The 24,930-nt window shown below is 63.5% G+C and carries 16 protein-coding genes; 9 read left to right on the top strand and 7 right to left on the bottom strand.

Annotated features, from left to right (window positions below):
* Positions 1-102: 102 nt before the first annotated feature.
* The gene (locus tag MesoLj_RS29135) at positions 103-1,278 is read right to left on the bottom strand and encodes an MFS transporter (RefSeq protein WP_202323436.1); all 1,176 of its coding nucleotides are present in this window, start codon (positions 1,276-1,278) and stop codon (positions 103-105) included.
* A 48-nt stretch (positions 1,279-1,326) separates the two neighbouring features.
* On the opposite strand from MesoLj_RS29135, the gene MesoLj_RS29130 reads away from it, so the two are divergent.
* Entirely contained in the window at positions 1,327-1,866 is a 540-nt protein-coding gene (locus MesoLj_RS29130; protein WP_202323435.1) for an Lrp/AsnC family transcriptional regulator, read from the top strand.
* 10 nt (positions 1,867-1,876) lie between these two features.
* On the opposite strand, the gene mtnA is transcribed toward MesoLj_RS29130, so the two are convergent.
* Positions 1,877-2,971 (bottom strand): S-methyl-5-thioribose-1-phosphate isomerase, encoded by a 1,095-nt coding sequence (mtnA, locus tag MesoLj_RS29125; protein ID WP_140769170.1) that lies wholly within the window; start codon positions 2,969-2,971, stop codon positions 1,877-1,879.
* The gene (mtnK, locus tag MesoLj_RS29120; RefSeq protein WP_202323434.1) at positions 2,968-4,242 is read right to left on the bottom strand and encodes an S-methyl-5-thioribose kinase; all 1,275 of its coding nucleotides are present in this window, start codon (positions 4,240-4,242) and stop codon (positions 2,968-2,970) included. Before mtnK ends, mtnA begins: the two co-directional genes overlap by 4 nt.
* A gap of 137 nt (positions 4,243-4,379) precedes the next feature.
* Here mtnK and MesoLj_RS29115 point away from each other — a divergent pair, with 137 nt between their 5' ends.
* From MesoLj_RS29115 to MesoLj_RS29105, 3 genes are all read left to right on the top strand, one after another.
* Positions 4,380-5,891 carry a sugar ABC transporter ATP-binding protein gene (locus MesoLj_RS29115; RefSeq protein ID WP_202323433.1) on the top strand — a complete coding sequence of 504 codons (1,512 nt, stop codon included), beginning with the start codon at positions 4,380-4,382 and terminating at the stop codon, positions 5,889-5,891.
* Between the two features lie 81 nt (positions 5,892-5,972).
* Positions 5,973-6,968, top strand: a complete 996-nt coding sequence (locus MesoLj_RS29110) for an ABC transporter permease (RefSeq protein WP_202323432.1) — start codon at positions 5,973-5,975, stop codon at positions 6,966-6,968.
* A 48-nt stretch (positions 6,969-7,016) separates the two neighbouring features.
* Positions 7,017-8,069 (top strand): substrate-binding domain-containing protein, encoded by a 1,053-nt coding sequence (locus MesoLj_RS29105; RefSeq protein WP_140769162.1) that lies wholly within the window; start codon positions 7,017-7,019, stop codon positions 8,067-8,069.
* A gap of 67 nt (positions 8,070-8,136) precedes the next feature.
* On the opposite strand, the gene MesoLj_RS29100 is transcribed toward MesoLj_RS29105, so the two are convergent.
* The gene (locus tag MesoLj_RS29100) at positions 8,137-10,191 is read right to left on the bottom strand and encodes a bifunctional aldolase/short-chain dehydrogenase (protein ID WP_202323431.1); all 2,055 of its coding nucleotides are present in this window, start codon (positions 10,189-10,191) and stop codon (positions 8,137-8,139) included.
* Positions 10,192-10,278: 87 nt separating this feature from the next.
* Positions 10,279-11,244 carry a sugar-binding transcriptional regulator gene (locus MesoLj_RS29095; RefSeq protein WP_202323430.1) on the bottom strand — a complete coding sequence of 322 codons (966 nt, stop codon included), beginning with the start codon at positions 11,242-11,244 and terminating at the stop codon, positions 10,279-10,281.
* Positions 11,245-11,445: 201 nt separating this feature from the next.
* Between MesoLj_RS29095 and MesoLj_RS29090 the strand changes: the two genes are divergently transcribed.
* From MesoLj_RS29090 to MesoLj_RS29070, 5 genes are all read left to right on the top strand, one after another.
* On the top strand, positions 11,446-13,086 hold the full coding sequence (locus MesoLj_RS29090) for an acyl-CoA synthetase (protein ID WP_202323429.1): 1,641 nt from the start codon (positions 11,446-11,448) through the stop codon (positions 13,084-13,086).
* Positions 13,087-13,532: 446 nt separating this feature from the next.
* The gene (locus MesoLj_RS29085; protein WP_140769152.1) at positions 13,533-14,138 is read left to right on the top strand and encodes a TetR family transcriptional regulator; all 606 of its coding nucleotides are present in this window, start codon (positions 13,533-13,535) and stop codon (positions 14,136-14,138) included.
* A 48-nt stretch (positions 14,139-14,186) separates the two neighbouring features.
* Positions 14,187-15,329 (top strand): efflux RND transporter periplasmic adaptor subunit, encoded by a 1,143-nt coding sequence (locus tag MesoLj_RS29080; RefSeq protein WP_202323428.1) that lies wholly within the window; start codon positions 14,187-14,189, stop codon positions 15,327-15,329.
* Positions 15,330-15,572: 243 nt separating this feature from the next.
* Positions 15,573-18,713, top strand: coding sequence for an efflux RND transporter permease subunit (locus tag MesoLj_RS29075; RefSeq protein ID WP_202323427.1), 3,141 nt, complete (start codon positions 15,573-15,575; stop codon positions 18,711-18,713).
* 191 nt (positions 18,714-18,904) lie between these two features.
* Complete coding sequence (locus tag MesoLj_RS29070; RefSeq protein ID WP_202323426.1) at positions 18,905-20,260, top strand: LLM class flavin-dependent oxidoreductase; 1,356 nt, start codon at positions 18,905-18,907, stop codon at positions 20,258-20,260.
* 74 nt (positions 20,261-20,334) lie between these two features.
* On the opposite strand, the gene MesoLj_RS29065 is transcribed toward MesoLj_RS29070, so the two are convergent.
* Positions 20,335-22,044, bottom strand: a complete 1,710-nt coding sequence (locus MesoLj_RS29065; RefSeq protein ID WP_202323425.1) for an APC family permease — start codon at positions 22,042-22,044, stop codon at positions 20,335-20,337.
* A 450-nt stretch (positions 22,045-22,494) separates the two neighbouring features.
* Positions 22,495-24,864: a DUF1989 domain-containing protein gene (locus MesoLj_RS29060; protein WP_202323424.1), complete on the bottom strand. Its 2,370-nt coding sequence runs from the start codon at positions 24,862-24,864 to the stop codon at positions 22,495-22,497.
* Between the last annotated feature and the right edge of the window lie 66 nt (positions 24,865-24,930).

Here is a 24,930-nt window from a genome sequence, read left to right as displayed (position 1 = left end):
ACGGGCTTTGTATGGAGGGGCAGGGGTGCCACTGTCAACCGGGCGACAGGCCGGTGGCCAATCACGTTCTGCCGACTGGAGCAATCACGCAAAAGAAGCGTTCTATCGCGTGCGCCACGCGGCCGCCGCTGCGGCAACCAGCATCAGCAATGCCGCAACCATCGCGCAGACCGCAAAGCCGAAGCTGGAATAGAGCGGCCCGAAACCGGTGGTGCCGACAAATACCGCCAGATAGGTTACCGAGCTGTTCAGGCCCATGATCGTGCCGCGCCGTGAGGGATCGAGCGCCGAAAGGCTCATCACCAGGACATTCAGGCCGAAATGATTGGCAAGCCCCCACACCGCCACCATGGCGAGCGTCAGGCCGAAACTGTTGCTGCTCGCTGCGATCGCGACATAGACGATGGCGACAAGAAGATAGGCGAATGGCATGACGCGGCGAGCGCCCAGGCGATCGATCACCCCGTCGAGGAGAGCAGCCATGCCGAAGCCGATGCCATAGGCAAGGGCTGCCCATCCATTGGCGCTCACCGGTTTGCCCAGTCCACTGTGCAAGTGGTCGCCGAGATAGCCATAGACACCGTAGAAGGCGGTCATGAAGGCGGCGCAGGCGACGAGAAGCGGCACGATGCCGGGAATGCTGAGCGCCGCCAGCGGTGTCGGGACCGGGCCGCTTTTCCTTGTGCCGCTCAGCGAGGTCATCGTGAGACTGGCCAGCGCCAGCATTGCCAGCACCGCGACGACCGCGAAGACGGCGCGCCAATGTACGAGATCGGCAAGCACGGCCGAGAGCGAAACGCCGGCCACCATGCTGAGCGTCCATCCGGTCAGCACGACGCCGATGGTCCCGCTTTCGCGGCCGGGCGGCGCGATCGCCGCCGAACTCGCATAGATCGCCGGCATGGCGACGCCGGCGGCAATACCGGCGACGAGTTGGGCCGCGACCAGCATGATCAGTATCGGTGCGGCCGCGCTGGCAACCAGGGCTATGGCCAGCAACAGCAATGCCCCCTGCAGCATCCGGCGGGCGCCGAGCCGGTCGATATAGCGGGCCAGGAACAGGGCGCTCGCCGAGGTCCCGAGGCCAAAGGCGGCCGCTGCGATCATCACGGTCGGGACGCTGCTGGCGAAGGAGGCCGCCACGGCCGGGGCTATCGGGCCCAGGACCAGCGAATTCGAGCCGATCACGGCGATGCATCCAGTCAACAGATAGGCGAGGGCCGGGATCGGTGGCCTGGTATCTGTTGGCAGGGCCGTAGCTTGATTGCTGTTCGACATATAGCCATAATGGCCGTATTAAATTCTGTGGCAATCGGGATTGTCGATATGGATGAAGAAACAGATACCATTCCGCGGAACATGCCGGCGCCCCGCGATGTCGACGCAATTGACCGAAAGATATTAGGCGTTCTCGTCGACGATGCCACGGTCAGTTATGCGGAACTCGGCGATCGGGTCGGGCTTTCGCCGCCAGCCGCGCATGAGCGGGTCAAGCGCCTTCGGCGCAGCGGCGCCATTCGTGGCACGGCCGCGATCATCGACCCCAAGGCGGTGAAGAAGCCGCTGCTGGCCTTCGTGCATATCGACACCAGGGGCTGGGGCAAGACCCCGGAACTGATGGCGGTTTCGCAATATCCGGAAGTCGAGGAGATTCACACCGTCGCCGGCGACACCTGCATGTTGCTGAAGGTCCGCACCGAAGATACGAGGGCGCTGGAAGGCCTGCTCGCTCGCCTCTACGAAACGCCCGGCGTCACCTCGACCCGCAGCTATGTGGTGCTGTCGACCTATCTCGAGCGCCCGGTGCAGCCTGGCGTCACCGCGCAATGGCCAACGCCCAACCACATGAGCAAGCCGCTGTATTAATCGGCTACGGCTACGCCCGCTCCGGGAACATCGCTTTCAAGCCTTCGCGCGATGCCTTGGCGATGCCGCGTTCGGTGATCAAGCCCGTCACCAGCCGCGCCGGGGTCACGTCGAAGGCCGGGTTCGCCGCGGGCGTCGCTTCGGGTGAGATGCGCACCTGGGCGATCTCGCCGCCGGCGGTCTTGCCCCAGACCAGCGAGACCTCGTCGGCCGAGCGCTGCTCGATCGGAATCTCGTTCAGCCCATCATGCACCGTCCAGTCGATGGTCGGCGAGGGCAGCGCGACATAGAACGGCACGTTGTTGTCGGCGGCGGCGAGCGCCTTCAGATAAGTGCCGATCTTGTTGCAGACATCGCCGTCGGCGGTGGTCCGGTCGGTGCCGACGATGACCATGTCGATCGCGCCGCGCTGCATCAGATGGCCGCCGGCATTGTCGACGATCAGTGTGTGCGGTACGCCGTGGCCTGCCATCTCCCAGGCGGTAAGCTGGGCGCCCTGGTTGCGCGGGCGGGTCTCGTCGACATAGACGTGGACCGGAATACCGGCTTCGGTTGCCAGATAGATCGGCGCGGTGGCGGTGCCGTAGTCGACTGTCGCCAGCCAGCCGGCATTGCAATGCGTCAGGATGTTGACCGTCTCACCCGGCTGCTTGCGCGCCGCGATCGCCTTGATAACGGCAAGACCGTTCTCGCCGATGGCGCGGTTCAGGCCGACATCCTCGTCGGCGATCTCACCGGCGCGTCGATAGGCGGCTTCGGCGCGTTGTTCTTTTGGCAGTGGCTTGAGGAAGCGCCGCATCTCGTCGAGCGCCCAACGCAGGTTGATCGCCGTCGGGCGCGTCTCGTGCAGCGTCTCCCATACGGCATCGAGCGCTTCGTCGGACGGGTCGTCGGCCATCTGCAGGGCAACACCGTAGGCGGCGGTGACGCCGATCAGCGGCGCGCCGCGCACCCACATGTCGCGGATGGCGGTGGCGATGCCGGAAACCGTGCCGATCGTCTCGATGCGGAAATCATGTGGCAGCCAGCGCTGGTCGATAATGTCAACCGAACGTCCGTCGTCGCTCAGCCAGATGGTGCGATAGTGGCGCTCGCCGACGTTCAAATGCTGCTCTCCTGTTCGATCAGCGCGGCCAGATTGTTGACCTCGTCGATGCTATGTATCTGGCGCCGGTTGACGGCGATGTGACGGCCGAATCTGAGCGCCTTCGCTTCGCAGGAGGCGCGCAGATCCTCGTCGGCAATGGTCTCGAAATCGGCATTGTGGGCGAGGCCGAGGATGCGCCTGTGCACCTCGATGCCGGCAAAGCCGAGAAGATCGGTCCAGATCTGGTGCAGCACGTGATCGAGCGCCTGCTCCGCGGCGAGTATGTCGCCCTGATCCTCGAACAGGCTTTTTTGATAGAGCATCCCGGTGCGCTCGGTGCGCCACAGATGCGAGAACTCGGCGCGGAACACCGCCCATGTCTGTGCGGTGACCCCGAGCAGATAGGTGCGCATGGCGTCGCGCTTGCCGTTCTGCTCATGCCCGCGCTGCGAGAAGAAGGACATCCAGAAATTGGCGAGCAGCATGCCGACATCGAAGGCCATCGGCCCGTAGAAGGCGAACTCCGGATCGATCATCCGGGTCTGCGTGTCCGTGACCATGATCGAGCCGGAATGCAAATCGCCATGCAGCAGCGTCTCGGCATTGGCGGCGAAGATGTGCTTCAGCCGTTGCGCCTCGACCTTGAGGTCGCGGTCGGCACGCAGGTCTGCGACCAGACCGTCGAGTTGCGGCGAGGTATGCCGGTTCAACTTGGCGTCGAAATAGGGATCGGAGAACACCAGGTTCTCGGTGATGTCGCAGAGGTCGACATTGTCGGCGAACAGCGCCAGATCGGCCTTGCGATCCCTGGTCACCATCGACAGGTCGGACCCGCGAAACAGCGTACGGGCCATGAACAGGCCGATATCCCTGGCAATGTTGGGCAACTGGCGCCCGTCGATCAGGGCGCGCCTGAGAATGGTGTGTGGCGGCGCCAGATACTCCATGATGATCAGCGCCTGGCCTTCATCGAAATGATAGATCGCCGGCACCGAGCCCGGCGCGCGCGCCTCCTGGCGGGTCAGCGCGTGATACTCGAAGAAGGAGCGCTTCAGCGGCAGCGGCCAGCTGTCGCCGACCAGCCGGACATAGGGCAGGGCCTGCTTGACGATGGCGCCGCCGCCGGCGCCCTCGACGATGAACACCAGGTTCAGATTGCCGTCGCCGACTTCGCGAACCTTCCATTGCGTCGTGTCCTTGCCGATCTTCGCGCACAGCGCCTCGTTCGTGCCGAGGCGCGTAGCAAGCGTCTCCACCGACAGTGCTTCGAACGGCAATTTCCCAGTCATTCGTCTCCCTCCCGCCTGTGCGCTCCGATCATAACGGAGCCTTAGCGGCGGGGCCAAGCTAGGAAGCTGTCTGGCAATTGTCAATCGTGTTGACAATTGCCGATATTGACCATAGCGTCGAGGTCAGGGAGGAACGCATGGTCGGCAATGCCGTGTTCCGCGTAGAGGGACTGAGGAAATCCTTTGGCCGCAACGAGGTGCTTGGCGGCATCGCGCTTGAGCTGCATTCCGGCGAAGTCACCGTGCTGATGGGCGCCAACGGCGCCGGCAAATCCACCCTCGTCAAGATCATCAGCGGCGTCTACGAGCGTGGCGGCGGCACCATGACGCTTGCCGGGCAGGACTTTGCGCCGAACACGCCGGCGGAAGCGATCCGCTCCGGCGTCGTCACCGTGCATCAGAACATCAATGACGGTGTCGTGGCCGACCTCGATGTCGCCACCAACCTGACGCTCGACAGGCTGAGCGGCAAGGGCGCGCCGACCCTGTTCAATCCGGCCCGGGTACGCCGCGAGGCCAAGGCCGTCGCGGACCGCATGGGGTTGGCCATCGATCTCAAGGCCCGCGTCAACGACCTTTCGCTGGCCGATCGCCAGATGGTGGCGATCGCACGCGCCCTGGCGCACCAGCCGAAGGTGCTGATCCTCGACGAGCCGACCTCCTCGCTCTCCAGCGCCGAAGCCGAAAGGTTGTTCGCCCTGGTCGACAGGCTGCGCGAGCAGGGTGTGGCGATCCTCTATATCTCGCACCGCATGTCTGACATCAGGCGGCTTGCCGATCGCATCGTCTCCATGCGCGACGGCATCGTTTCAGGTGTCTTCGACACCAAGCCGCTCGATTATGAAGGCGCGGTCAATGCCATGCTCGGCCGCAAGATCCATCTCGACCAGATCGTTGCCAGAAGTTCCGCCAAGCCGGTCCTGACCGTTGAAGGCCTGCGTATAGGGCAGGGCGCCAGGCCGATCTCGCTGACGCTTGGTGATGGCGAAGTCGTCGCCATCACCGGCCTCGTCGGTGTCGGCAAGACCGCTTTTGCCGAAACGCTGTTCGGTGTGCGCAAGCCGCTGTCGGGTACGATGACGATGAACGGCAGGCCCTACGCGCCGCGATCTGCCGGCGATGCGATCGCGGCCGGCGTGTTCCTCGTCGCCAAGGACCGCGCCACAAGCGGCATTGTCGGCGGCTTCAACATCGAGCGTAATGTCAGCCTGCCGTTCCTGAAGCGGATGTCGAATCTGAGCGTGCTCAAGCGCCGGCTCGAACGCACGACCGCGCGCCGGCAGATCGAGGAACTCAGCATCGTCTGCCGCTCCGAGAAGGACGAAATGTCGGCACTGTCGGGCGGCAACCAGCAGAAGGTGATGGTCGCCCGCTGGATGGCGCAGAACGCCTCGCTGTTCATCCTCGACGAGCCGTTTCAGGGCGTCGATATCTCGGCCAGGCGCGACATCGCCGCCAAGCTCAGGGCAAGCGCCCCTGGCCGCGCGACGCTTTTGTTCGTCACCGAACTCGACGAGGCGCTGGAGACGGCCGACCGCATCCTGGTGATGTCGGAACACACGATCGTCGGCGAACACCGCAACGCCGAAGTCGATCTCGATCGCCTGCTGGCCGAGGTCGCCGGCGGGCCGCTGCACAGCGCTGCCTGAGCGTGGCGGTCGGTAGAATTGGAATGGAGAGACCATGGGTTCGAGTTGGGTAAAGTGGGCAGCGGCGCCGGGGTGCGCTGAATGACGCTGCGCGACTACGCAATCCGCTACGGGTTCATCGTCCTGCTGGTCGGGCTCGTCGCCTATTTCGCGATCGCGGCCGACGGTTTCGTCTCGCCGCAAAGTGCCGTCTTCATCTTCCAGTCCGTCGCCATCACCGGCGTGCTGGCGCTCGGCGTCACCGCCACGCTGGTCGTCGGCGGCTTCGACCTGTCGATCGGCTCGGTCGCCACATCGGCCATGATGGCGGCTGCCTATGTCATGGTGGTGCTGGAGCAGAATGCCCTCGTCGCCGTGGTCGTCTGCCTGCTCATCGGTGCCATTGTCGGCCTGATCAATGGCTGGCTGATCGTCTACATGCGCGTGCCGGACCTGCTCGCCACGCTCGGCATGATGTTCCTGCTTGTCGGTTTGCAGCGCATCCCGACCGAGGGCCGCTCGATCGCCACAGGCATGACCATGCCCGACGGTTCGGTCGCCAACGGCAAATTCTCCGACGCCTTCCTTGCGCTCGGCCGCCACCGCTTCGATTTCTTCATCCCGAACCTCATTCCGGTGTCGGTGGTCGTGCTGCTGGTGCTTGCCGTGCTGATCTGGTTCTTCCTCGAATACACGCGCTTCGGGCGGATGATGTATGCGGTCGGCAGCAATGAGCGCGCCGCTGAACTCGCCGGCGCGCCTGTCAAGGCATACAAGATCTGGGCCTACGTTATTTCAGGAGTTTTTGCCTCGATCGGCGGCATTTTGCTCGCGGCTCGGCTTGGACGCGGCGATATCGCCTCGGGTAATAATTTGCTGCTCGATGCGGTCGCCGCGGCGCTGATCGGTTACGCGGTGCTTGGCGCCGCCAAGCCGAACGCCTTCGGCACCGCCGTCGGCGCGCTGTTCGTCGGCATCCTGCTGCAAGGCCTGACGATGATGAACGCGCCTTACTACACGCAGGATTTCGTCAAGGGCGTGGTTCTGGTCGTCGCCCTTGTCTTCACCTTTGCCTTGTCGGGCAGGGGCCGGAGATAGTTTCGGCCGGATAGGTTTTTGGGCTCAACAAGAGTGGAGGAAAACAAGGTGAACATCACAAGAAGACTTCTGGGGAAGGTCGCGCTCGGGCTGGCCGGCGCAACCATGCTGATGCAGGTCCCGGCTCTTGCCGCGGACAAGCCGGCGCCGTTCGACAAGCCCGGCGTCAAGATCGCGCTGGTGCGCTATCTCTCGACCGGCGACTTCTTCCAGGCCTATCTCTCGGGCGTCGAAGCGCAGTCGAAAGCGCTCGGCATCGACCTGCGCGTGCTCGACAGCCGCCAGGACGCCGCCCTCCAGTCCGACATGGTCGACCAGGCGATCGCGCTCGGCGTGCAGGGCATCATCATCCAGCACGGCCTGACGGAATCGATGAAGGACGCCGCCCAGCGCGCTGTCGATGCCGGCATCAAGGTGGTGGCTTTCGACGTCAACGTCGAAAACCCCAAGATCCCGCAGATCGAACAGTCGGACAAGGACCTCGCCCGCCTCGCGCTCGAGCAGGCGGTCAAGGACAATGGCGAAAGCTGGAATGCCGGCTATGTCTATGTCGCCGGCATCGCGCCGCTCGACCGCCGCAACGAGACCTGGGTCGATGTGAAGAAGAAATATGCGGGCATCAAGGAAGTGGCCATGTTCGGCACACTCGACAACCCGATCGCCAACTCCGTCGCCAACCAGGCGCGTTCGGTGCTGTCGGCTCATCCCGACATCAAGGTGATGTTCGCCCCCTATGACGAATTCGCCAAGGGCGTGAAGATCGCCGTCGACGAAGCGGGTCTCAACAAGGGCATCAAGATCTATTCGGCCGATATCTCGACTTCGGATATCGCGGCGATGCGCGAGCCCGACAGCGCCTGGGCAGCGACCGCGGCGACCAACCCGGCCGTTGTCGGCCAGGTCTCGGTGCGCGCTCTGGCACAGCTGCTCGCCGGTGAGGACCCCGGCCACAACGTCATCGTGCCGCCGACGCTGATCACCCAGAAGGAACTGATCGACAAGGACATCAAGAACATGGAAGACCTGTCGGCCAAGCTGCCGCAATTCGCCCATGCTGATGTCGCCATGCCGGCCTGGATGCCGAACCCGAACGCCAAGTAAGGGTCGTCACGACAGATATGAAAGGGGCGGCCCGTGAGCCGCCCTTTTTGTTGTCAGCCGTAAATGCCTACCGCAGCGCCGCCGCGATGTTGCCGCCGTCGACGGTCGTCACGTCAGCGGTGGTGCGTTCGGCCAGCGCGTGATGCAGGAAGGCCTGAGCCACGTCCTGTGCGGTCACTTCCTGGCCGAGCAGATTGCCGGACATGTACTCCTTCTCCGAGACGCCGCGCGCGCCGGAGCGGCTGGCGATCATGGCGTCGGTCAGAAGGCCGGACCGGATGCGATCAGCGTTGACGGCATTGGAGCGGATGCCATGGGCGCCGTAGTCGAGCGCATATTGCCTGGACAGGAACAAAGTCGCCGCCTTCGGTACGCCATAGGCGCCGAATTTCGGGCCGGGATTGACCGCCTGCTTGGAGGTGTTGAACAAAAGCGCCCCGCCTGTGCCCTGTTCGAGCATGATCCGCACCGCGTTCTGCGCCGCCGATTGGTGGGCGAAGAAATTGAGTTCGAAGCTCTTGCGCAGAAGCGCATCATCGAGTTCGCCGATCCGGCCTTCCCAGGCAGCCCCCGCATTGGAGACCAGGATGTCGACGCCGCCGAAGACGGCAACCGCTTTGTCGAAGGCGGCACGCACCTGGGCCGGATCGGTGATGTCGGCGGCGACGCCGATCGAATTGTTGCCGGCCTTCTTGGCGGCATCAGCGGCTTTTTCGGCGTCGAGATCGACGACCACGGCATGGGCGCCATTGTCGGCGAACAGTTTTGCCGTTGCCGCCCCGATCGCACCGGCGCCGCCGGTGATCAGCACCACCTGGCCGGTCAGCGGCTTCGGCTTGTTGGAGGCAAGCTTGGCCTGTTCGAGCGACCAGTATTCCAGCGGGAACAGATCAGCCTTGGACAGCGGATGGAACCGTCCGACCGCTTCCGCGCCGCGCACCGCCTCGATCCACATTTCGCCGACGTCGGAAGCGATTTTGGCATCCTTCAGCGTGCGGCCATGGCCGAACATGCCCAGCCCCGGCACCAGCGTCAGGCGCGGCATCGGGTCGAGCATGATGCGCTTGACGTCGTCGAGCGCATCATTGGTCTCGAAATAGGCGCGATAATCCTTGGCGAACGCGTCGACATGGCTCTTGATGACGGCCTTGTAGTCGCCGGCCTTGTCGGCATCGGGCGCCGGCACCGCCATCGGGCCTGTCTTGATGCGGATCGACAGATCCGGTGTCGACACGCCGCGTCCGGCATAGTCGGCGATCGCGGCCGAGTTGATGAAATCGACGATCGCGTCCGAGGTGCGGAAGTCAGAGATCATGCGGTCGAAGCGGCCTTCGCCGCGCGACACCGCGACGGCGCCGCGCAGCATCGGAGCAATGGAGGCCGGTGTCGCGAGCCTTGCCGGCAGTGCGGCCTTTGCCGCCGTCGGCTTGGCGTGCTTGGCCACATAGTCCTCGGCGACGTTCACATAGTGGATCATCCGGTCATAGGCCTGCCTGGCGTCGTCGCCGAAGGTGAAGATGCCGTGCTTGTCGAGGATCAGGCCTTCAACGGTCGGGTCGGCATCGAAGACGTCGGCGGCCGCCTTGGCAAGGTCGAAGCCTGGCATGATGTAGGGCACGTAGCCCATCTTGCTGCCAAAGACCGTCGTCACCAGCGGTTTCGAGTCTTCCTGGTCGACGATTGCCAGGATCGCGGTCGAATGGGTGTGGTCGACGAATTTGTGCGGCAGGAAGGCATGCAGCAACGTTTCGACCGAGGGATTGGGTGAGGACGGATCGATCAGGTTCGCCCGCTGCAGCGCCACCATGTCCTCGTCGGAGAGCTTGTCCAGCGCGCGCGCCTTGAGCAGGGCGCCCATCTTGACCGCCGGCAGGCCTTGCGGCTCGATGACGGCCATGTCCCAGCCGCTGCCCTTGACGCAGAGCACGTCCCATTCATCGCCGACGAGGTCGGTCGCCTTGATCTTGCAGGAGGTGTTGCCGCCGCCATGCAAGACCAGCTGCGGCACGCCACCCAGCAGCCGCGTGGTGTAGACGCGCAAGGCCAGATCGCGGCCGACGCCCTTCTTGGCATAGTCGGCAACAAGTTTCTCGGCCGCTTCGTCGTTCCACAGATTCTTCATGTTCGCTTCGTCCAGTTGCTGTCTTGTGTGGTGAAACAGGAATGCCGCGACGCCTTGATGACAATGCGCCGGCGAATGGTTGCTTATTCAGGATGCCCTTTGGGTTGCCGCTCCGGCATGATCGAGCAGCCGCTGCGCCATATGCGCGCCGACCACCAGATGCGTGCAAAGCCCGCCGGTGATAGCCGCGAGCAGCGGTTCGAACTTGCTGTCCTCCTGCACCACCATCAGGCGCCTGGCGATGGCGCGCAACGAGGCAAGCTCGGCGGAGATCACCCGGCGGTTGTAACTGCAGTCGAGCACCTTGCCCTGGGCGTCGATGATCTGCCCGGCAATGACGCCAGCGGCACCTCGGCTGCGCAACTCCGCCATCTCGCCCGGTGTCAGCGCGCCGCATTTGACCAGATGGCTCTCGGCGTCGACCGCGCCGACCGAGTAGAGAGCGAGATCGCAGTCCTTGATTCCCGACAACTGCTCGCGGATCACCGGTTCGTCCCGCAGCGCGCGCGCCAGCTCTTCCGTCGACAGCACCAGCGGCGCATAGAAATTCAACCCCTTGGCGTTGAGCCGCCGCGCGATTTCCATGGTGCACTGGTCGGGCCGATAGGAGTAGGGCGCGCCGAGATTGCCGCAGAGCTGCACCACCGTGACATCCTGCAGGTCGGCATAGGACATGATGTCGGCGATCATGTAGACGGTGCGACCCCAGGCGACGCCGATGCGGTCGCCCTTCTTGACCAGTTCCAGAAAGACGCTCGCCGCCAGCACGGCGATGTCAGTCGAAGGGTCCGGGATATGGCCGTTCTCCGGCGCGATCCAGACTGCGTCGAGGCCCAACGCGTCCTCGAGCTTGCGCGCCATGACATCGTCGGTGAACAACTGGGTCGAGGTCGAGATGTTGACGATGCCGGTCTCGCGCGCCTTGCGTAGATACATGGCCACCGAAGCACGGGAAATGTTAAGCTGGCTCGCAACCTGGTCCTGCCGCAAACCATGCGCGTAGTAGAGCCAGGCGGCCTTGTGAATGAGCTGTTCTGCCGGTCGGATCGCCATGCCGTCTCCTCGGCTGACATTAGTCACGGCTCTCGACAAAAGTCAAATTCGGATGCGGGGACACGATCGTCTCTCGGCAAGGTTCATCCGGGATCGCCGTTCTACAAAGCCTGGATAGCATAGCATTTTCGGCCATCCGGGGGATGGCCTGACGAGAGTCCTAAGGTTAGAAAGCTCGAAAAGAACTTTGGGGAGGACGGGATGGGCAATCCCTACGAACAGGATCTCGACAGGAACGCGGCCAACCACCAGCCGCTGACGCCGCTCACCTATCTGGAGCGCGCTGCAAAGACCTATCCCGACCACGTTGCCATCATCCACGGCGGCCTGCGCATCTCCTATCGTGATTTCTGGCGCCGCTCGCTGAAACTCGCATCGGCGCTTCGGAAGCGCGGCATCGGCAAGGGCGACACGGTCACCGTCATGCTGTCCAACACGCCGCCAATGCTGGAGGCGCATTTCGGCGTGCCGATGACCAAGGCGGTACTGCATTCGCTCAACACCCGCCTCGACGCCGCGGTCATCGCCTTCCAACTCGACCATGCCGAGACCAAGGTGCTGATCGTCGACCGTGAATTCTCAGGTGTCGTCCGGCAGGCGCTTGATCTGGCCAAGGTCAAGCCGCTGGTCATCGACTACGATGATCCCGAATACGCCGCCGACGCGCCCTATCCGAAAGGCGAACGGATCGGCGCATCGGACTATGAGGATTTTGTCGCCGGCGGTGACGAGGATTTCGCCTGGTCGATGCCCGACGATGAATGGGACGCCATCTCGCTCAACTACACCTCAGGCACGACAGGCAATCCGAAGGGCGTCGTCTACCACCATCGTGGTGCCGCCCTGATGGCCTATACCAACACCATCCATGCCGGCATGGCCAAGCACGCCGTCTATCTCTGGACGCTGCCGATGTTCCATTGCAATGGCTGGTGCTTTCCGTGGACGCTGGCCGTCCAGGCCGGCACCCATGTCTGCCTGCGCTGGGTGCGGCCGAAGCCGATCTACGACGCCATCGCCGATCACGGCGTCACCCATCTTTGCGGCGCGCCGGTCGTCATGTCGGTGCTGATCAATGCCCGGGACGAGGACAAGCGTGAGTTCCCGCAGATCGTGACGTTCAACACCGCGGCCGCTCCGCCGCCGGAAGCCGTGCTGTCGGGCATGGCCGATGCCGGCTTTGCCGTCACCCACCTCTACGGCCTGACCGAGACCTATGGTCCGGCCGTGGTCAACGAATGGCACGGTGAATGGGACGGTCTGGCAAAAGGCGAGCGCAGCGCCAAGAAGGCAAGGCAGGGCGTCCGCTACGCAGCGCTTGAAGGCCTGACCGTCATGGATCCCGAGACGATGCAGACGACACCGCCCGACGGCGAGACGATCGGCGAGGTGATGTTCCGCGGCAATATCGTCATGAAGGGTTATCTGAAGAACCGCAAGGCAAGCGACGAAGCCTTCGCCGGCGGCTGGTTCCACTCCGGCGATCTCGGCGTCATGCATCCCGACGGCTACATCCAGCTCAAGGACCGTTCCAAGGACATCATCATCTCGGGTGGCGAGAACATTTCCTCTATTGAGGTCGAGGATGCACTCTACAAACACCCATCCGTTGCCTCTTGTGGCGTGGTGGCGCGCCATGATGACAAGTGGGGCGAAGTGCCCGTGGCCTATGTCGAACTGAAGCCCGGCAAGACCGCGACCGAAGCGGAGATCATCGAGCACTGCCGTGCGCTGCTTGCCCGCTTCAAAGTGCCGAAAGCGGTGATTTTCGCCGAAATCCCGAAGACGTCGACGGGCAAGATCCAGAAGTTCCGGCTGCGGGAGATGGCCAAGGTGGCGTGAGCGCACCGTCATTTTTGCTAGGTCTCGACGATTTGCCGCGGACCTAGGCGGCTTCGTCATCCTAGGGTGGAGCAGTCGCGAAGCGACGTTGCGGAAACCCTGGGATCCATTCCGTGGCCTAGCGGCCGTGCTCCAACGGTCGTGAATGACTGCTGCGGGCAACAGTTCGCCTTTTGATGTAACATATTGATCCGTAGCATTTTTTGACCGACGCCCCGGAATGGATCCTAGGGTTTGCGCCGCGTCGCTTCGCTCCTTGCTCCGCCCTAGCATGACGAATTCTGCGGCGGCGTTGCCAATCGCGAGCGCGCCGGTTGTCGCGTCCGCCCACTGTCACCATCTGTCACCAATTATACGCGTACGTCGATTTCGCGTTGACATCGCCCTCTCTTCAATTTACGACTGACGAAAATTGAAATTCGTCACTCGTAAAACGACAGGGATCCATGTCCGAAGCCGCCAACATCATGGTCGATGCCGCCAGGCAGGAGAATGTGACACGCATTCTCGACTGCGCCGAGCGCCTGTTCCGGCACTATGGCTACGGCAAGACGAATGTCGCGGACATCGCCCGCGAACTCGGCATGTCGCCGGCCAACATATACCGTTTCTTCGCCTCCAAGGTTGAAATCCACCAAGCCGTCTGCGGCCGAATGCTCGGCGCCAGCTACAAGATGGCCTACGAGATCATGCACCTGCCGATCAGCGCGGAGGAGCGGCTGCGTCGCTACATTCACGCCCAGTACAAGATGACGCTCGAGACCATGCTCGACGAGCAGAAGGTCCATGAGATGGTCATCGTCGCGCTCGAGCGCGACTGGAGCGTCATCGACAAGCACGTCAACAGCATTCACGACCTGTTCGCCGAGGTGATCCGCGAGGGCGTCGAGACCGGCGAGTTCAGGGAGCAGGATCCCGAAGCCGCCTCGCGCTGCTTTGGCGCCGCCACCGTCATCCTCTGCCACCCGCAGATGGTGGCGCAGTGCCTTGCCAAGACCAACCGGGCAATGCCCGACGAACTTATCGACTACGCCATCAGAGCCTTGAAATAGCCGCCGGTCGCCGGTGTCGACAGTCCGCCTTTAGTCGGGAGTACCACGATGTCTTTGTCCAATTTCATCATCCGCCGGTTGCCGGTCGCGGGCTTGGTCGTTGCAGGGCTCACGCTTGCCGGCTGCAGCCAGGAGAAGGCCGAGGTCAAGGAGAGCATCCGCCCGGTCAAGGTCGTCGAGATTGCCCAGGCGCACGACACCCGTACGCTCTCCTATTCCGGTTCGGTGCGGGCCCGCACCGAAAGCGCGCTGGCTTTCCGTGTCAACGGCAAGATCACCGAGCGCCTTGTCGACATCGGCCAGCACGTGGCGCCGGGCGATGTGCTCGCCCGCATCGATCCCACCGACTACGACCTTTCGGTGAAGAGCGCGCAGGCAGCCCTCGATGCCGCCGAACGGCAGGTCGAGACGACAGAGCTTGCGCGCAAGCGCGCCGAGCAGCTTTTCGCCAAGAACTTTTCGCCGAAATCGCAGCTCGAACAGGCGACGCTGACCTATGACCAGGCGGTCGCCACGCGCGACTCCGCCCGTTCGTCGCTTGCACAGGCCAAGAACCAGGTCGGCTATACCGACCTCAAGGCCGACAAGGACGGCATCGTCACGGCGGTGAACGCCGATGTCGGCCAGGTGGTCGGCTCCGGTGCGCCGGTGGTCACCGTCGCCGTCGACGGCGAGAAGGAAGTGCTGATCGCGGTCCCCGAAATGGAGATCGCCGAGTTCAAGCCGGGCAAGCCAGTCAAGGCCGGCTTCTGGTCCGACAACACACTGACGCTCGACGGCAAGGTCCGCGAGGTTGCCGGCAGCGCCGATCCGCAGTCGCGCACCTTCGCCGTCCGCGTCAGCCTGCCCAACGACCAACGCGTGCTTCTCGGCATGACTGCCAATATCGAGGCGTCGGCGGCCAATGAGAAGCAACTCGTATCGATCCCGCTGAGCGCGTTGGCTGAGAAAGATAGCCAGTCGATCGTCTGGACCGTCGATCGTGGCGCCGACACCGTCCATGCCCGTCCAGTGAAGGTTGCCAAGTTCGCCGCCGATGGCGTGCGTGTCGCCGAAGGGTTGAATCCCGGCGATATCGTGGTCGCCGCCGGCACACAGTTCATGACCGAGAATCTGAAGGTGAAACTCGCCGGCGGCATCGCGCAGCAGTCCGCCTCGGCCGATGGCGACGACGCCAGCCGGCTGCGCTGACGACAGACAGGTCGGCCGCGCGTTCCCGCGGCCGCAGGTTTCCGGGCGGCGTGCGCCCGAAGGTCGAGACGTCAAGGCCGATGTACCCCCGCATCGACCCTAGCGTCCCACCGCGATGAGTGTCTCTCCGCTCGGAAAGCCTCGCCGCCCGGAAGCCAGTATCGAACGCAAATGATTTCGTTTTCGCGCGCCGCGCTTCTTCGAAGCACCAGGCGCCGGCAAACAGCAAAGTGGACAGCACCGATGACAACCTCCACTGAAGAAAAGCGGCCCTTCAACCTTTCGCGCTGGGCCATCGGCCACCCCTCCATAGCGCGGTTCCTGTTTGGGCTGATCATCATCGCCGGTGCGCTCGGCCTTATGCGCATGGGCCAGAAAGAAGATCCCGACTTCACCTTCCGCGTCATGGTCGTGCAGGCGATCTGGCCGGGTTCCTCGATCCAGGAGATGGAGGACCAGGTCGTCAACAAGATCGAGCGCAAGCTGCAGGAAACGCCGCATCTCGACTTCGTGCGCTCCTTCACCCGCGCCGGCAGCGCCATCATCACGGTGCAGATCAAGGGCGACACCAACGCCGCCGAGGTGACGGACGCCTTCTATCAGGTGCGCAAGAAGGTCAGCGACATATCAGGCGACCTGCCGCAAGGCCTGCTCGGCCCCTATTTCAACGACGAATTCGGCGACACCTTCATCACCCTGCATTCGATCAGCGGCGATGGCTTCTCCTATCCAGAGCTGAAGAAATTCGCCATCCAGGCGCGCGACATGCTGTTGACCACGCCCGGCGTCGAAAAGGCCGTCATCATCGGCGACCAGCCGGAAAAGCTCTACATCGACGTCTCGTCCAAGGCGCTGGCCGAACGCGGCCTGACGCTGACCGACCTGCAGAACGCCATCAAGGGCCAGAACAATGTCGATCCGGCCGGTGCCGTCGACACCGGCGTCAATTCGGTGCGCATCTCGGTCGAAGGCGACGTCACCAAGGCCGCCGATATCAGGGAACTGCGCCTGCGCGCCGGCGGCCAGGTCACCAGGCTCGGCGACATCGCCACCGTGACCTCGGGGCTCGAAGATCCCTTCCAGCGCAAATACCGCTTCAACGGTCACGAAAGCGTGCAGCTTGGCGTCGTCATGGCCAAGGGCTTCAAGGTCACCGATGTCGGCAAGGATGTCGAGGCGACCTACAAGCGCTTCGAGGAGGCGTTGCCCTATGGCGTGTCGGTCGACCAGATCTCCGACCAGCCGGGCGTCGTCACGGATGCGGTGGCCGAATTCATGCACGCGCTCGGCGAAGCGCTGCTGATCGTGCTTGTCGTCTCGTTCCTGTCGATCGGCTGGCGTTCCGGCCTGGTCATCGCCATCGCCATTCCGCTGGTGCTCGCAGCCACTTTCGCCATCATGTACGAGCTCGGCATCGACCTGCAGCGCATTTCGCTGGGCGCCCTGATCATTGCACTCGGCCTGCTAGTCGACGACGCCATGATCGTCGTCGAGATGATGGAGCGAAAGCTGGAGGAGGGCTTGGTCAAGATCGAGGCGGCGAGCTTCGCCTATACATCGACCGCTTTCCCGATGCTGACCGGCACGCTGATCACCACCGCCGGCTTCATTCCGGTCGGCTTCGCCGCCTCCACGGCGGGCGAATATGTGCGCACGCTGTTTTATGTCGTCGGCATCGCACTGGTCGTGTCGTGGTTTGTCGCGGTCTATTTCACGCCGTGGCTTGGGCATATGATCCTCAAGCAGCGCAAGCATGCCGGGACCCATCACGACGCCTTCGACACGCGCTTCTACCGCCGGCTTCGCTCGACCGTTGGTTGGGCGGTGCGCCATCGCATCATTGTGCTTGTGATGACGCTGGTGACCTTCGGTACCAGCCTGTGGGCGTTCCAGTTCATTCCGCAGAACTTCTTCCCGCAATCATCGCGGCCGGAAATCCTCGTCGACCTGTGGCTGCCGGAAGGCACCAGCATCAAGGAGGTCGAAGCGCAGGCCAAGGCGCTTGAGGCCAAGATGATGGACGACAAGGACAAGCGCTTCATCGCCACCTATATCGGCGAAGGCGCGCCGCGCTTCTTCCTGCCGCTCGACCAACAGCTCAGCAATCCGAACTTCGCCCAGATGCTGGTGATGGCCAATGACGAGCCGGCCCGCGAGCGGCTGATCGTCAAGCTGCGCACGGTTCTGGCCGAGGACTTCCCCTCGATCCGTGCCAAGGTGGACCGCCTGTTCCTCGGACCGCCAACCGGCTGGCCGGTGCAGATGCGTGTCATGGGCCCGGATCGCCAGGAGGTGCGCCGCATCGCCGACCAGGTGAAGGCGAAGTTCCGCGAGAATCCGTTGCTCGGCGCGGTCCATGACGACTGGCTCGAACCGGTGCCGGCGATGAAGCTGGTGATCGACCAGGACCGTGCCCGTGCGCTCGGCGTCACCTCGCAGCGCATCCGCCAGATGCTGCAGGCAACCATGTCCGGCGCGCCGCTCGACAATTTCCGCGACGGCGAGGAGACGGTCTCCATCGTCGCCCGCGAGCCGGACGCCAGCCGCAGCCTGCTGTCCTCGGTCGACTCGGTCTATATCCCAACCGATTTCGGCGGCTTCGTGCCGCTGTCACAGGTGGCCAAGGTGGTTCCGGTGCTGGAGCAAGGCATCGAGTGGCGCCGCGACCGCCTGCCGACGATCAGCGTGCGGGCGACGCTGCCCGACGGCGTGCAGTCCAACGACGTCGTCACCAAGATGTACAAGGACATCCAGGGCCTGCGCGACGGCCTAGCGCCCGGCTACAAGATCGAAATCCAGGGCGGTGCCGAGGATTCGGCCGAAAGCCAGGCTTCCATCGCCGCCAAGGCGCCGATCATGCTGGCCATCATCGTCGTGCTCTTGATGATCCAGCTGCAGAACTTCGGCAAGGCGATGCTGGTGCTGGCCACCGGTCCGCTCGGCATCATCGGTGCGGCCGCGGCCCTTTTGATCAGCGGCGCGCCGTTCGGCTTCGTCGCCATCCTCGGCGTCATCGCGCTGCTCGGCATCATCATGCGCAACTCGATCATCCTGGTCGATCAGATCGACCAGGACATCGCCAGAGGCATGGAGCGCTCGGAGGCCATCATCGGTTCGGCCGTGCGCCGTTTCCGGCCGATCGTCCTGACTGCGATGACGGCGGTGCTGGCGCTGATCCCGATCTCGCGCGCCGTCTTCTGGGGGCCGCTCGCCTATGCGATGATGGGCGGCATCGTGGTCGCCACCGTGCTGACCATCCTGGTGCTGCCCGCCGGCTATGCCCTGTTCTTTGGCCGCGAGCTGAAGAAGCGTGGTGTCGACGCTGCGGAAGCATCCGCGACGGAACAGCCGGAAAGGCCGCAACTGGCGTTGGCAGCCGAATAGAGCGGCGCTGACCATCCGCCATCGCTGATGTCGATGGCGATGGTCCGGCGCGACGGCTGATCCCATCACGCCGATTAAAATGCTCCCTGGCGCCGATTCTGCAAAACAGAATTCCTTCCCAGTGCGGCCAAGCGGTACCATGCTGAGCGGCACCGGAGCGGCCACGCTCGTCCTTATCAGGGTGTCTTCCCATGGCAGAAAAGAAGCAATTGCGGCTCGGCGCCTTCATGCGTCCCGTCAGTTTGCACACCGGCGCCTGGCGCTATCCGGGCGCCTATCCCGACGCTAACTTCAACTTCGCGCATCTGAAGCGTTTCGCTCAGACGCTGGAGGCGGCGAAATTCGACGCGTTCTTCATGGCCGATCATCTGGCTGTGCTGAATATGCCGATCGAGGCGCTTCGGCGCAGCCACACGGTGACCTCGTTCGAGCCGTTCACCTTGTTGTCGGCGCTGGCCGCCGTCACCGATCACATCGGGCTGGTCGCCACCGCATCGACGACCTTTGACGCGCCCTATCATATCGCCCGTCGATTCGCGTCACTCGACCATATCAGCGGCGGACGCGCCGGCTGGAACATCGTGACGACGTCCAATCCCGATGCGGCGTTGAATTTCGGGCTGGACGAACATGTCGAGCATGACGAGCGCTATCACCGGGCGCGCGAATTCTACGATGTCGTCACCGGCCTCTGGGACAGCTTTGCCGACGACGCCTTCATCCGCGATGCCGAAAGCGGGCTCTATTTCGACCCCGCCAAATTGCATGTGCTGGACCACAAAGGCGAGCACGTGTCGGTGCGCGGGCCGCTCAACATCGCGCGGCCGGTACAGGGCTGGCCGGTCATCGTGCAAGCCGGCGCGTCGGAAGCCGGGCGGCAGCTGGCCGCGGAAACGGCGGAAGTCATTTTCGCCGCCCATGGTGATCTCGCGTCGGGCCAACGCTTCTTCGCCGATGTCAAAAGCAGGGCGCAGAAACTTGGCCGCTCCCGCGACGATATCAAGATCCTGCCTGGCGTTTTCGTCATTGTCGGCGACAGTGTCGAGGAGGCGCGGGCCAAGCGAGCGAAGCTCGACAGCCTGGTCTACTACGAGAGCGGCATTGCCTCGTTGTCGATCGCTCTTGGACACGACGCGTCGGCCTTTGATCCCGACGCCGCTCTGCCGGAAATACCGGAGACCAATGCCTCGAAGAGCAGCCGCGAGCGCGTCATTGAACTGGCCCGGGATGAAAACCTGACTGTACGCCAGCTTGCCCAGAGACTGGGCGGCTATTCCGGCCTTGCTTTCGTCGGCACGCCGAAAACCATTGCCGACGAGATGGAGGAATGGCTGGTCGCCGAGGGATCGGACGGCTTCAACATCATGTTTCCCTATCTGCCCGCAGGGCTCGATGACTTCGTCGAGAAGGTGGTGCCCGAGCTGCAGCGGCGCGGCATCTTCAGGCGGCAGTATGAGGGCTCGACGCTGCGCGAGAATCTCGGCCTGAAGCGGCCGGCCAATCGGTTCTTCGAAGATCCGGAAGCGTCGGTCCGCAAGGCTGGGTGAGGTGAAGCCCCGGCTGGTGGCCGAAAAGTGTCGGGCGCGCCGAAGCGCGCCCGACACTTTTCAAGTTGCCCCTGTCAGATGACGAATATCCAGTTGGCGATCAGCATCACCACCACGCCGGCGACCAGCGTCAGATAGGGCAGCATGCCTGCCTTCTTCACCGAGAGGTCAGTTCCCGTCATGCCGAGATCGGCCAGCATGTGGTCGGGGAACTTGCCCTTGTCCTGGATGTAGTGGCGGAAGCAGAACACCGGAATGATCAGCGCCGCGGTGATCAGCCCGGCCCACAGCGCCATCGGGTTCCACACCTTGGCGCCGGCGCCCATGAAGATCGCGTTGACATAGGCGAAGATCGCTCCGATCCCGAGCAGCCAAGTCGGCGCCTTCCATGGCCGCGCGATATGGCCGTTGTCGATGCGGTGGATCCAGCCGGCATTGAGGTTGAGGAAATTGAAGATGATGTAGCCGCAGTTCGACACGGCGAGGATGAAGAAGAAGCTCGTCGCATCGGCCGAGGCGATGGCCAGTACGATCAGGTTGAAGCAGAGGTCGGTCCACATGGCACGGGTCGGCGCGCCATGCTCGTTGACGTGGCTGAGATAGCGCGGCAGCCAGCCGTCAACCGAGCCCTGGTAGAGCGTGCGCGACGAGCCGGCCATCGCCGTCATGATGCACAGCACCAGCGCCAGGATCATCAGCATAACCAGCAGGCTGTGGATGAGCTTGCCGCCGCCGACCATGCCGGCAAGCGCGTCAGCGACGCCGGAGCCGTCTACGATCGGCGTTGCCAGCATGCCGTTGAGGCCCAGCACGCCCTGGAAGGTGAAGGGCACCAAGATGAACAGCAACATGCAGAGCAGGCCGGAATAGAAGATGGCCTTGAAGGTGTCGGTGCCGGGATTCTTGAATTCGGAGGTGTAGCAGACGGCGGTCTCGAAGCCGTAGGTCGACCAGGCGGCAATGAACATGCCGCCGAGCACCAGTGTCCAGCCGGCGGTGTTCCATGCGCCCGGGTCTGGCGCATAGGCGGCGGCCAGCGGCACGAGCGGCGAGAAGTTGGCCCAGTTGATCTGCCCGGTGAAGATCGGCACGACGCCGACGATCAGCATCGGGACGATGACCAGCAGGCCGATATATTTCTGCACATTGGCGGTGCCGAGGATGCCGCGATGCTGGATCGAGAAGATGATCAGCATCAGCACCGCGCCGATGAAGAAGGTCGCATTGAAGGTGAAGGAGACGGGACCCAGCGTGTGGCTATACAGCGTCCAGTTGCGGATTGCCGGCGTCGCGGCGGTCGTCACCGCTGCAATCGCGTCGGCGGGCGCCGTTCCGGCATGCGCCGCGATATAGGCGACGACTTCCGCCGAGGTCTCGGTAAACAGTGGCACCGGCGCCAGCGCATTGAGGATATAGGCGGCCGCGATCGAGCAGCCGAGCGACAGCACTGGCGACCAGGCGAACCAGTTGCACCATACCGACAGCGGCGCGATGAACTTGGAATAGCGCAGCCAGGCCGTGGCGCCGTAGATCGAGGCGCCGCCGGACTTGTTCGGGAACAGGCCGGCGATCTCGGCATAGGTGAAGGATTGCAGGAAACCCATGATCATGGACACCGTCCAGATCAGGAAGGCCAGCGTCCCGGTCGTGCCGGCAATGCCGCCGATCGAAAACAGAACCAGTGCCGGAACGCCGCTTGCCACCCAGAAGGCGCCGCGCCAGTCGATATGCCTGAGCAGCTTGCTCTCGGCAGGCTGCTCCAGGGCCGTACTTATGGTGCTCATGTCAGTGACTTCCCCTTTTTCGATGTTCCCCGCCGGCGATGCCTCGACTTTGCGAAGCTTGCTCCCCGGCCCATGACGTCACGACTCCAATGTTTCCACTCAGTCGTATTTTTTTCTTAAGAGTGAAGATTGATCCGACGCGCTTTCAGGTCAAGCGTTTTGTGAAACCGTGCACATCACGGTTGCGCGCGCACGCTCTTCCCTTCTCTCCTTGTGGGGTGAGAAGCGGTTCGCGTAGCGGACGAAAAGCCAATTGCTTGGCTTTTCGAGCTTCGAGCGCCCTGAGCCTGCGAAGGGCCGGGGGGGGGGGGCCGATCCACCTGCCGGGTCCCCGCTGCTTCGCAGCGTCCCGGCGTTCGCTAGCCTTTCATCGTGCCACTGGCACGACGAATTCGCCTTCGGCGAACCGGCTGCTCACCCCACGAGGGGAGAAGGCAAGGGTCACAGAGCTCAGGAACGGGGTCTGGTCTTCTGTGGATCGTAGTGGGCGAAGGCGACGACACGCGCCGGCAGCCTTTTGGCATGGCCGTCGAGCTTGCCGATCTCGACCTCGGTGCCGATGGCCGCATGGGTGACGTCGAGCCGCGCCAGCGCGATGTTCTTGTTCAGGACCGGCGAACGCATGCCCGAGGTGACGACACCGATCTGGGCACGGCCGACATGGACGCAATCGCCATGGCCGACAGCGACATTGGCGTCGATGTCGAGACCGACCAGTCTGTTCTGCGGGTTTTCCTTGCGCCGGATCAGCGCCTCGCGGCCAATGAAATCATCGGTCTTGCTCTTCAGCGGCACGGTGAAGCCGATGCCGGCCTCGAACGGGTCGGTCTGGTCCGAGAATTCGTAACCGGCGAAGATCAGTCCGGCCTCGATGCGCACCATGTCGAGCGCCTGCAGGCCCATTGGTTTCAACCCATGCGGCTGGCCGGCTTCCCATATGGCGTCGAACACCTTTTCGGCGTCGCGCGGATGGCACCATATCTCGTAGCCGAGTTCGCCGGTATAGCCGGTGCGCGAGACGACGATCGGTACGCCGTTGCCGCCGCCGATGCGGGCGACGGCGAAGCGGAACCATTCGAGCTCATCGATCGATGGCTGCAACGGTGAAGTCCAGATCACTTCTCTGAGGATGTCGCGGCTTTTTGGGCCCTGCACGGCGACATTGTGCATCTGGTCGGTCGACGAGCGCACCAGCACGTTGAGGTCGAGCTTTTTTGCCGTCTCGCGCAGCCATTCGCCGGAAAGATCGTCGCCCCCGACCCAACGGAAATTGTCCTTGCCGAGACGCAGCAGCGTGCCGTCGTCGATCATGCCGCCATGCTCGTAGCACATGGCGGAGTAGACGACCTGGCCGACGCCGAGTTTCTTCACATCGCGGGTCAGCGTGTATTGCAGCAGCGCTTCGGAATCCGGACCGGTGACCTCGAACTTGCGCAGCGGCGACAGGTCCATGATCACCGCGTCCTGCCGGCATGCCCAGTACTCGGCTATCGGCCCATCCTTGGCGAAGGAGTTGGCCAGCCAATAGCCCCTGTACTCGGCGAAGTTGCGGGTGTGCTTGGCAAAGCTCGAATGAAAGGCTGTCTCGCGGGTCATTTTCGGTTCCGAATCGGGCGTCATGCGTCTGGCGATCGCTCGCGAGAATTTGTGCTGGCCGGAATAGGTCCGCACGTGGATGTCGGTCAGGTCCCAGCCATTGGCCGGCGTCGTGTCATCGGGGCAGGCCGAGGAGACGCAGACGACGTCGGTCAGCGCGCGAAGCAGCACATAGTCGCCGGGGCGCGACCACGGCTCGTCCGAGACCATGACACCATGCGCGTCGATTGCGGTGTTGAAGAAGAAGTTGATCGCCATCCAACCGGCGCGGGGATTGACGCCCTTGCCGGCCAGGGCGCCGTTGAAATTCTCCGAACAGTTGGTGTGGCCGGGATAGCCGATGTCGTCATAGTATTTCGCCGCGCAGGCGAGCGCGAAGGCGTCATGCCGGCCGCATGTATCCTGCACCACCTCGACCAGCGGTTCCATGTCCTGGTCGTAGTATTTCGAATGCAGGCCAGGCATCGGATAGCTCGATCCCATCAGCGTGCGCGTCGTGGTCACGTCGAGCGGATGGTCGAGGCCCTTGTCCAGCTTGCGCGCCGAAAAGCACTGGAAGTCGGTGCACTGGCGCCCATCGACATCGATGATCTGCAGATAGTCGCCCGCCTTGACGAAATAGGATTCGGCTGTTGCCGAGTGCACCCTGAGGTCGAGCACCGGATCGGCGAGCGGATCGGCCAACTGCGATTTTGGTTTGAGGCGGATCGTGGCGCGGCGCACGACAACCGTAAGCGGTGTGGCGGTGTCGTGACCATCGACCAGCATCGGGCCGCCGGGGGCAGCGATGATCATCGAGCCGTCGCGAGCGATGGTAAAACCCTGTTCAGCGCCTGCAGGCGTGGCACTGCCGAAGACGCGGACTGCCTTGGCTTGGTCAAGCTGAACTTGCCGGCGCGCGATGCCCCGCCGCAGGGCAGCGAGACTGTCATCGCCCTCGGTCAGCAACGCCTTGATGCCGGCGGCGTTGCTGTTGGATCTTTCGCCGAGGATGGCGGCATCGGTGACGCCTGTCGCGTCCCAGGCCAGCAGTTCGCAGGCCTGGCCACCCTCGACATTGCGGACCGTGATCGTATCACCGGCCTCGACCTCGATCAGCACCGCGCCATTGCCCTGGATCGTGTAGCGCTCCATGCCCGGCGGCAGCGCGATCTGCCCAGGCCTCAGGATGAGGCTTGGGCGCGGCGGTCCTGCTGTGACCGTGGGGTAGGGCGACTGGCTCATCTCAGCCTTGCGGTTCGAGAAACAAGTTTGCCTGTGTGTGAAATTATTTTAGCAGCAAGAATAGCA

The sequence above is a fragment of the Mesorhizobium sp. 113-3-9 genome, from assembly GCF_016756515.1.
Classification (GTDB): domain Bacteria; phylum Pseudomonadota; class Alphaproteobacteria; order Rhizobiales; family Rhizobiaceae; genus Mesorhizobium.
This window is presented reverse-complemented; position numbering and strand designations above follow the sequence as displayed.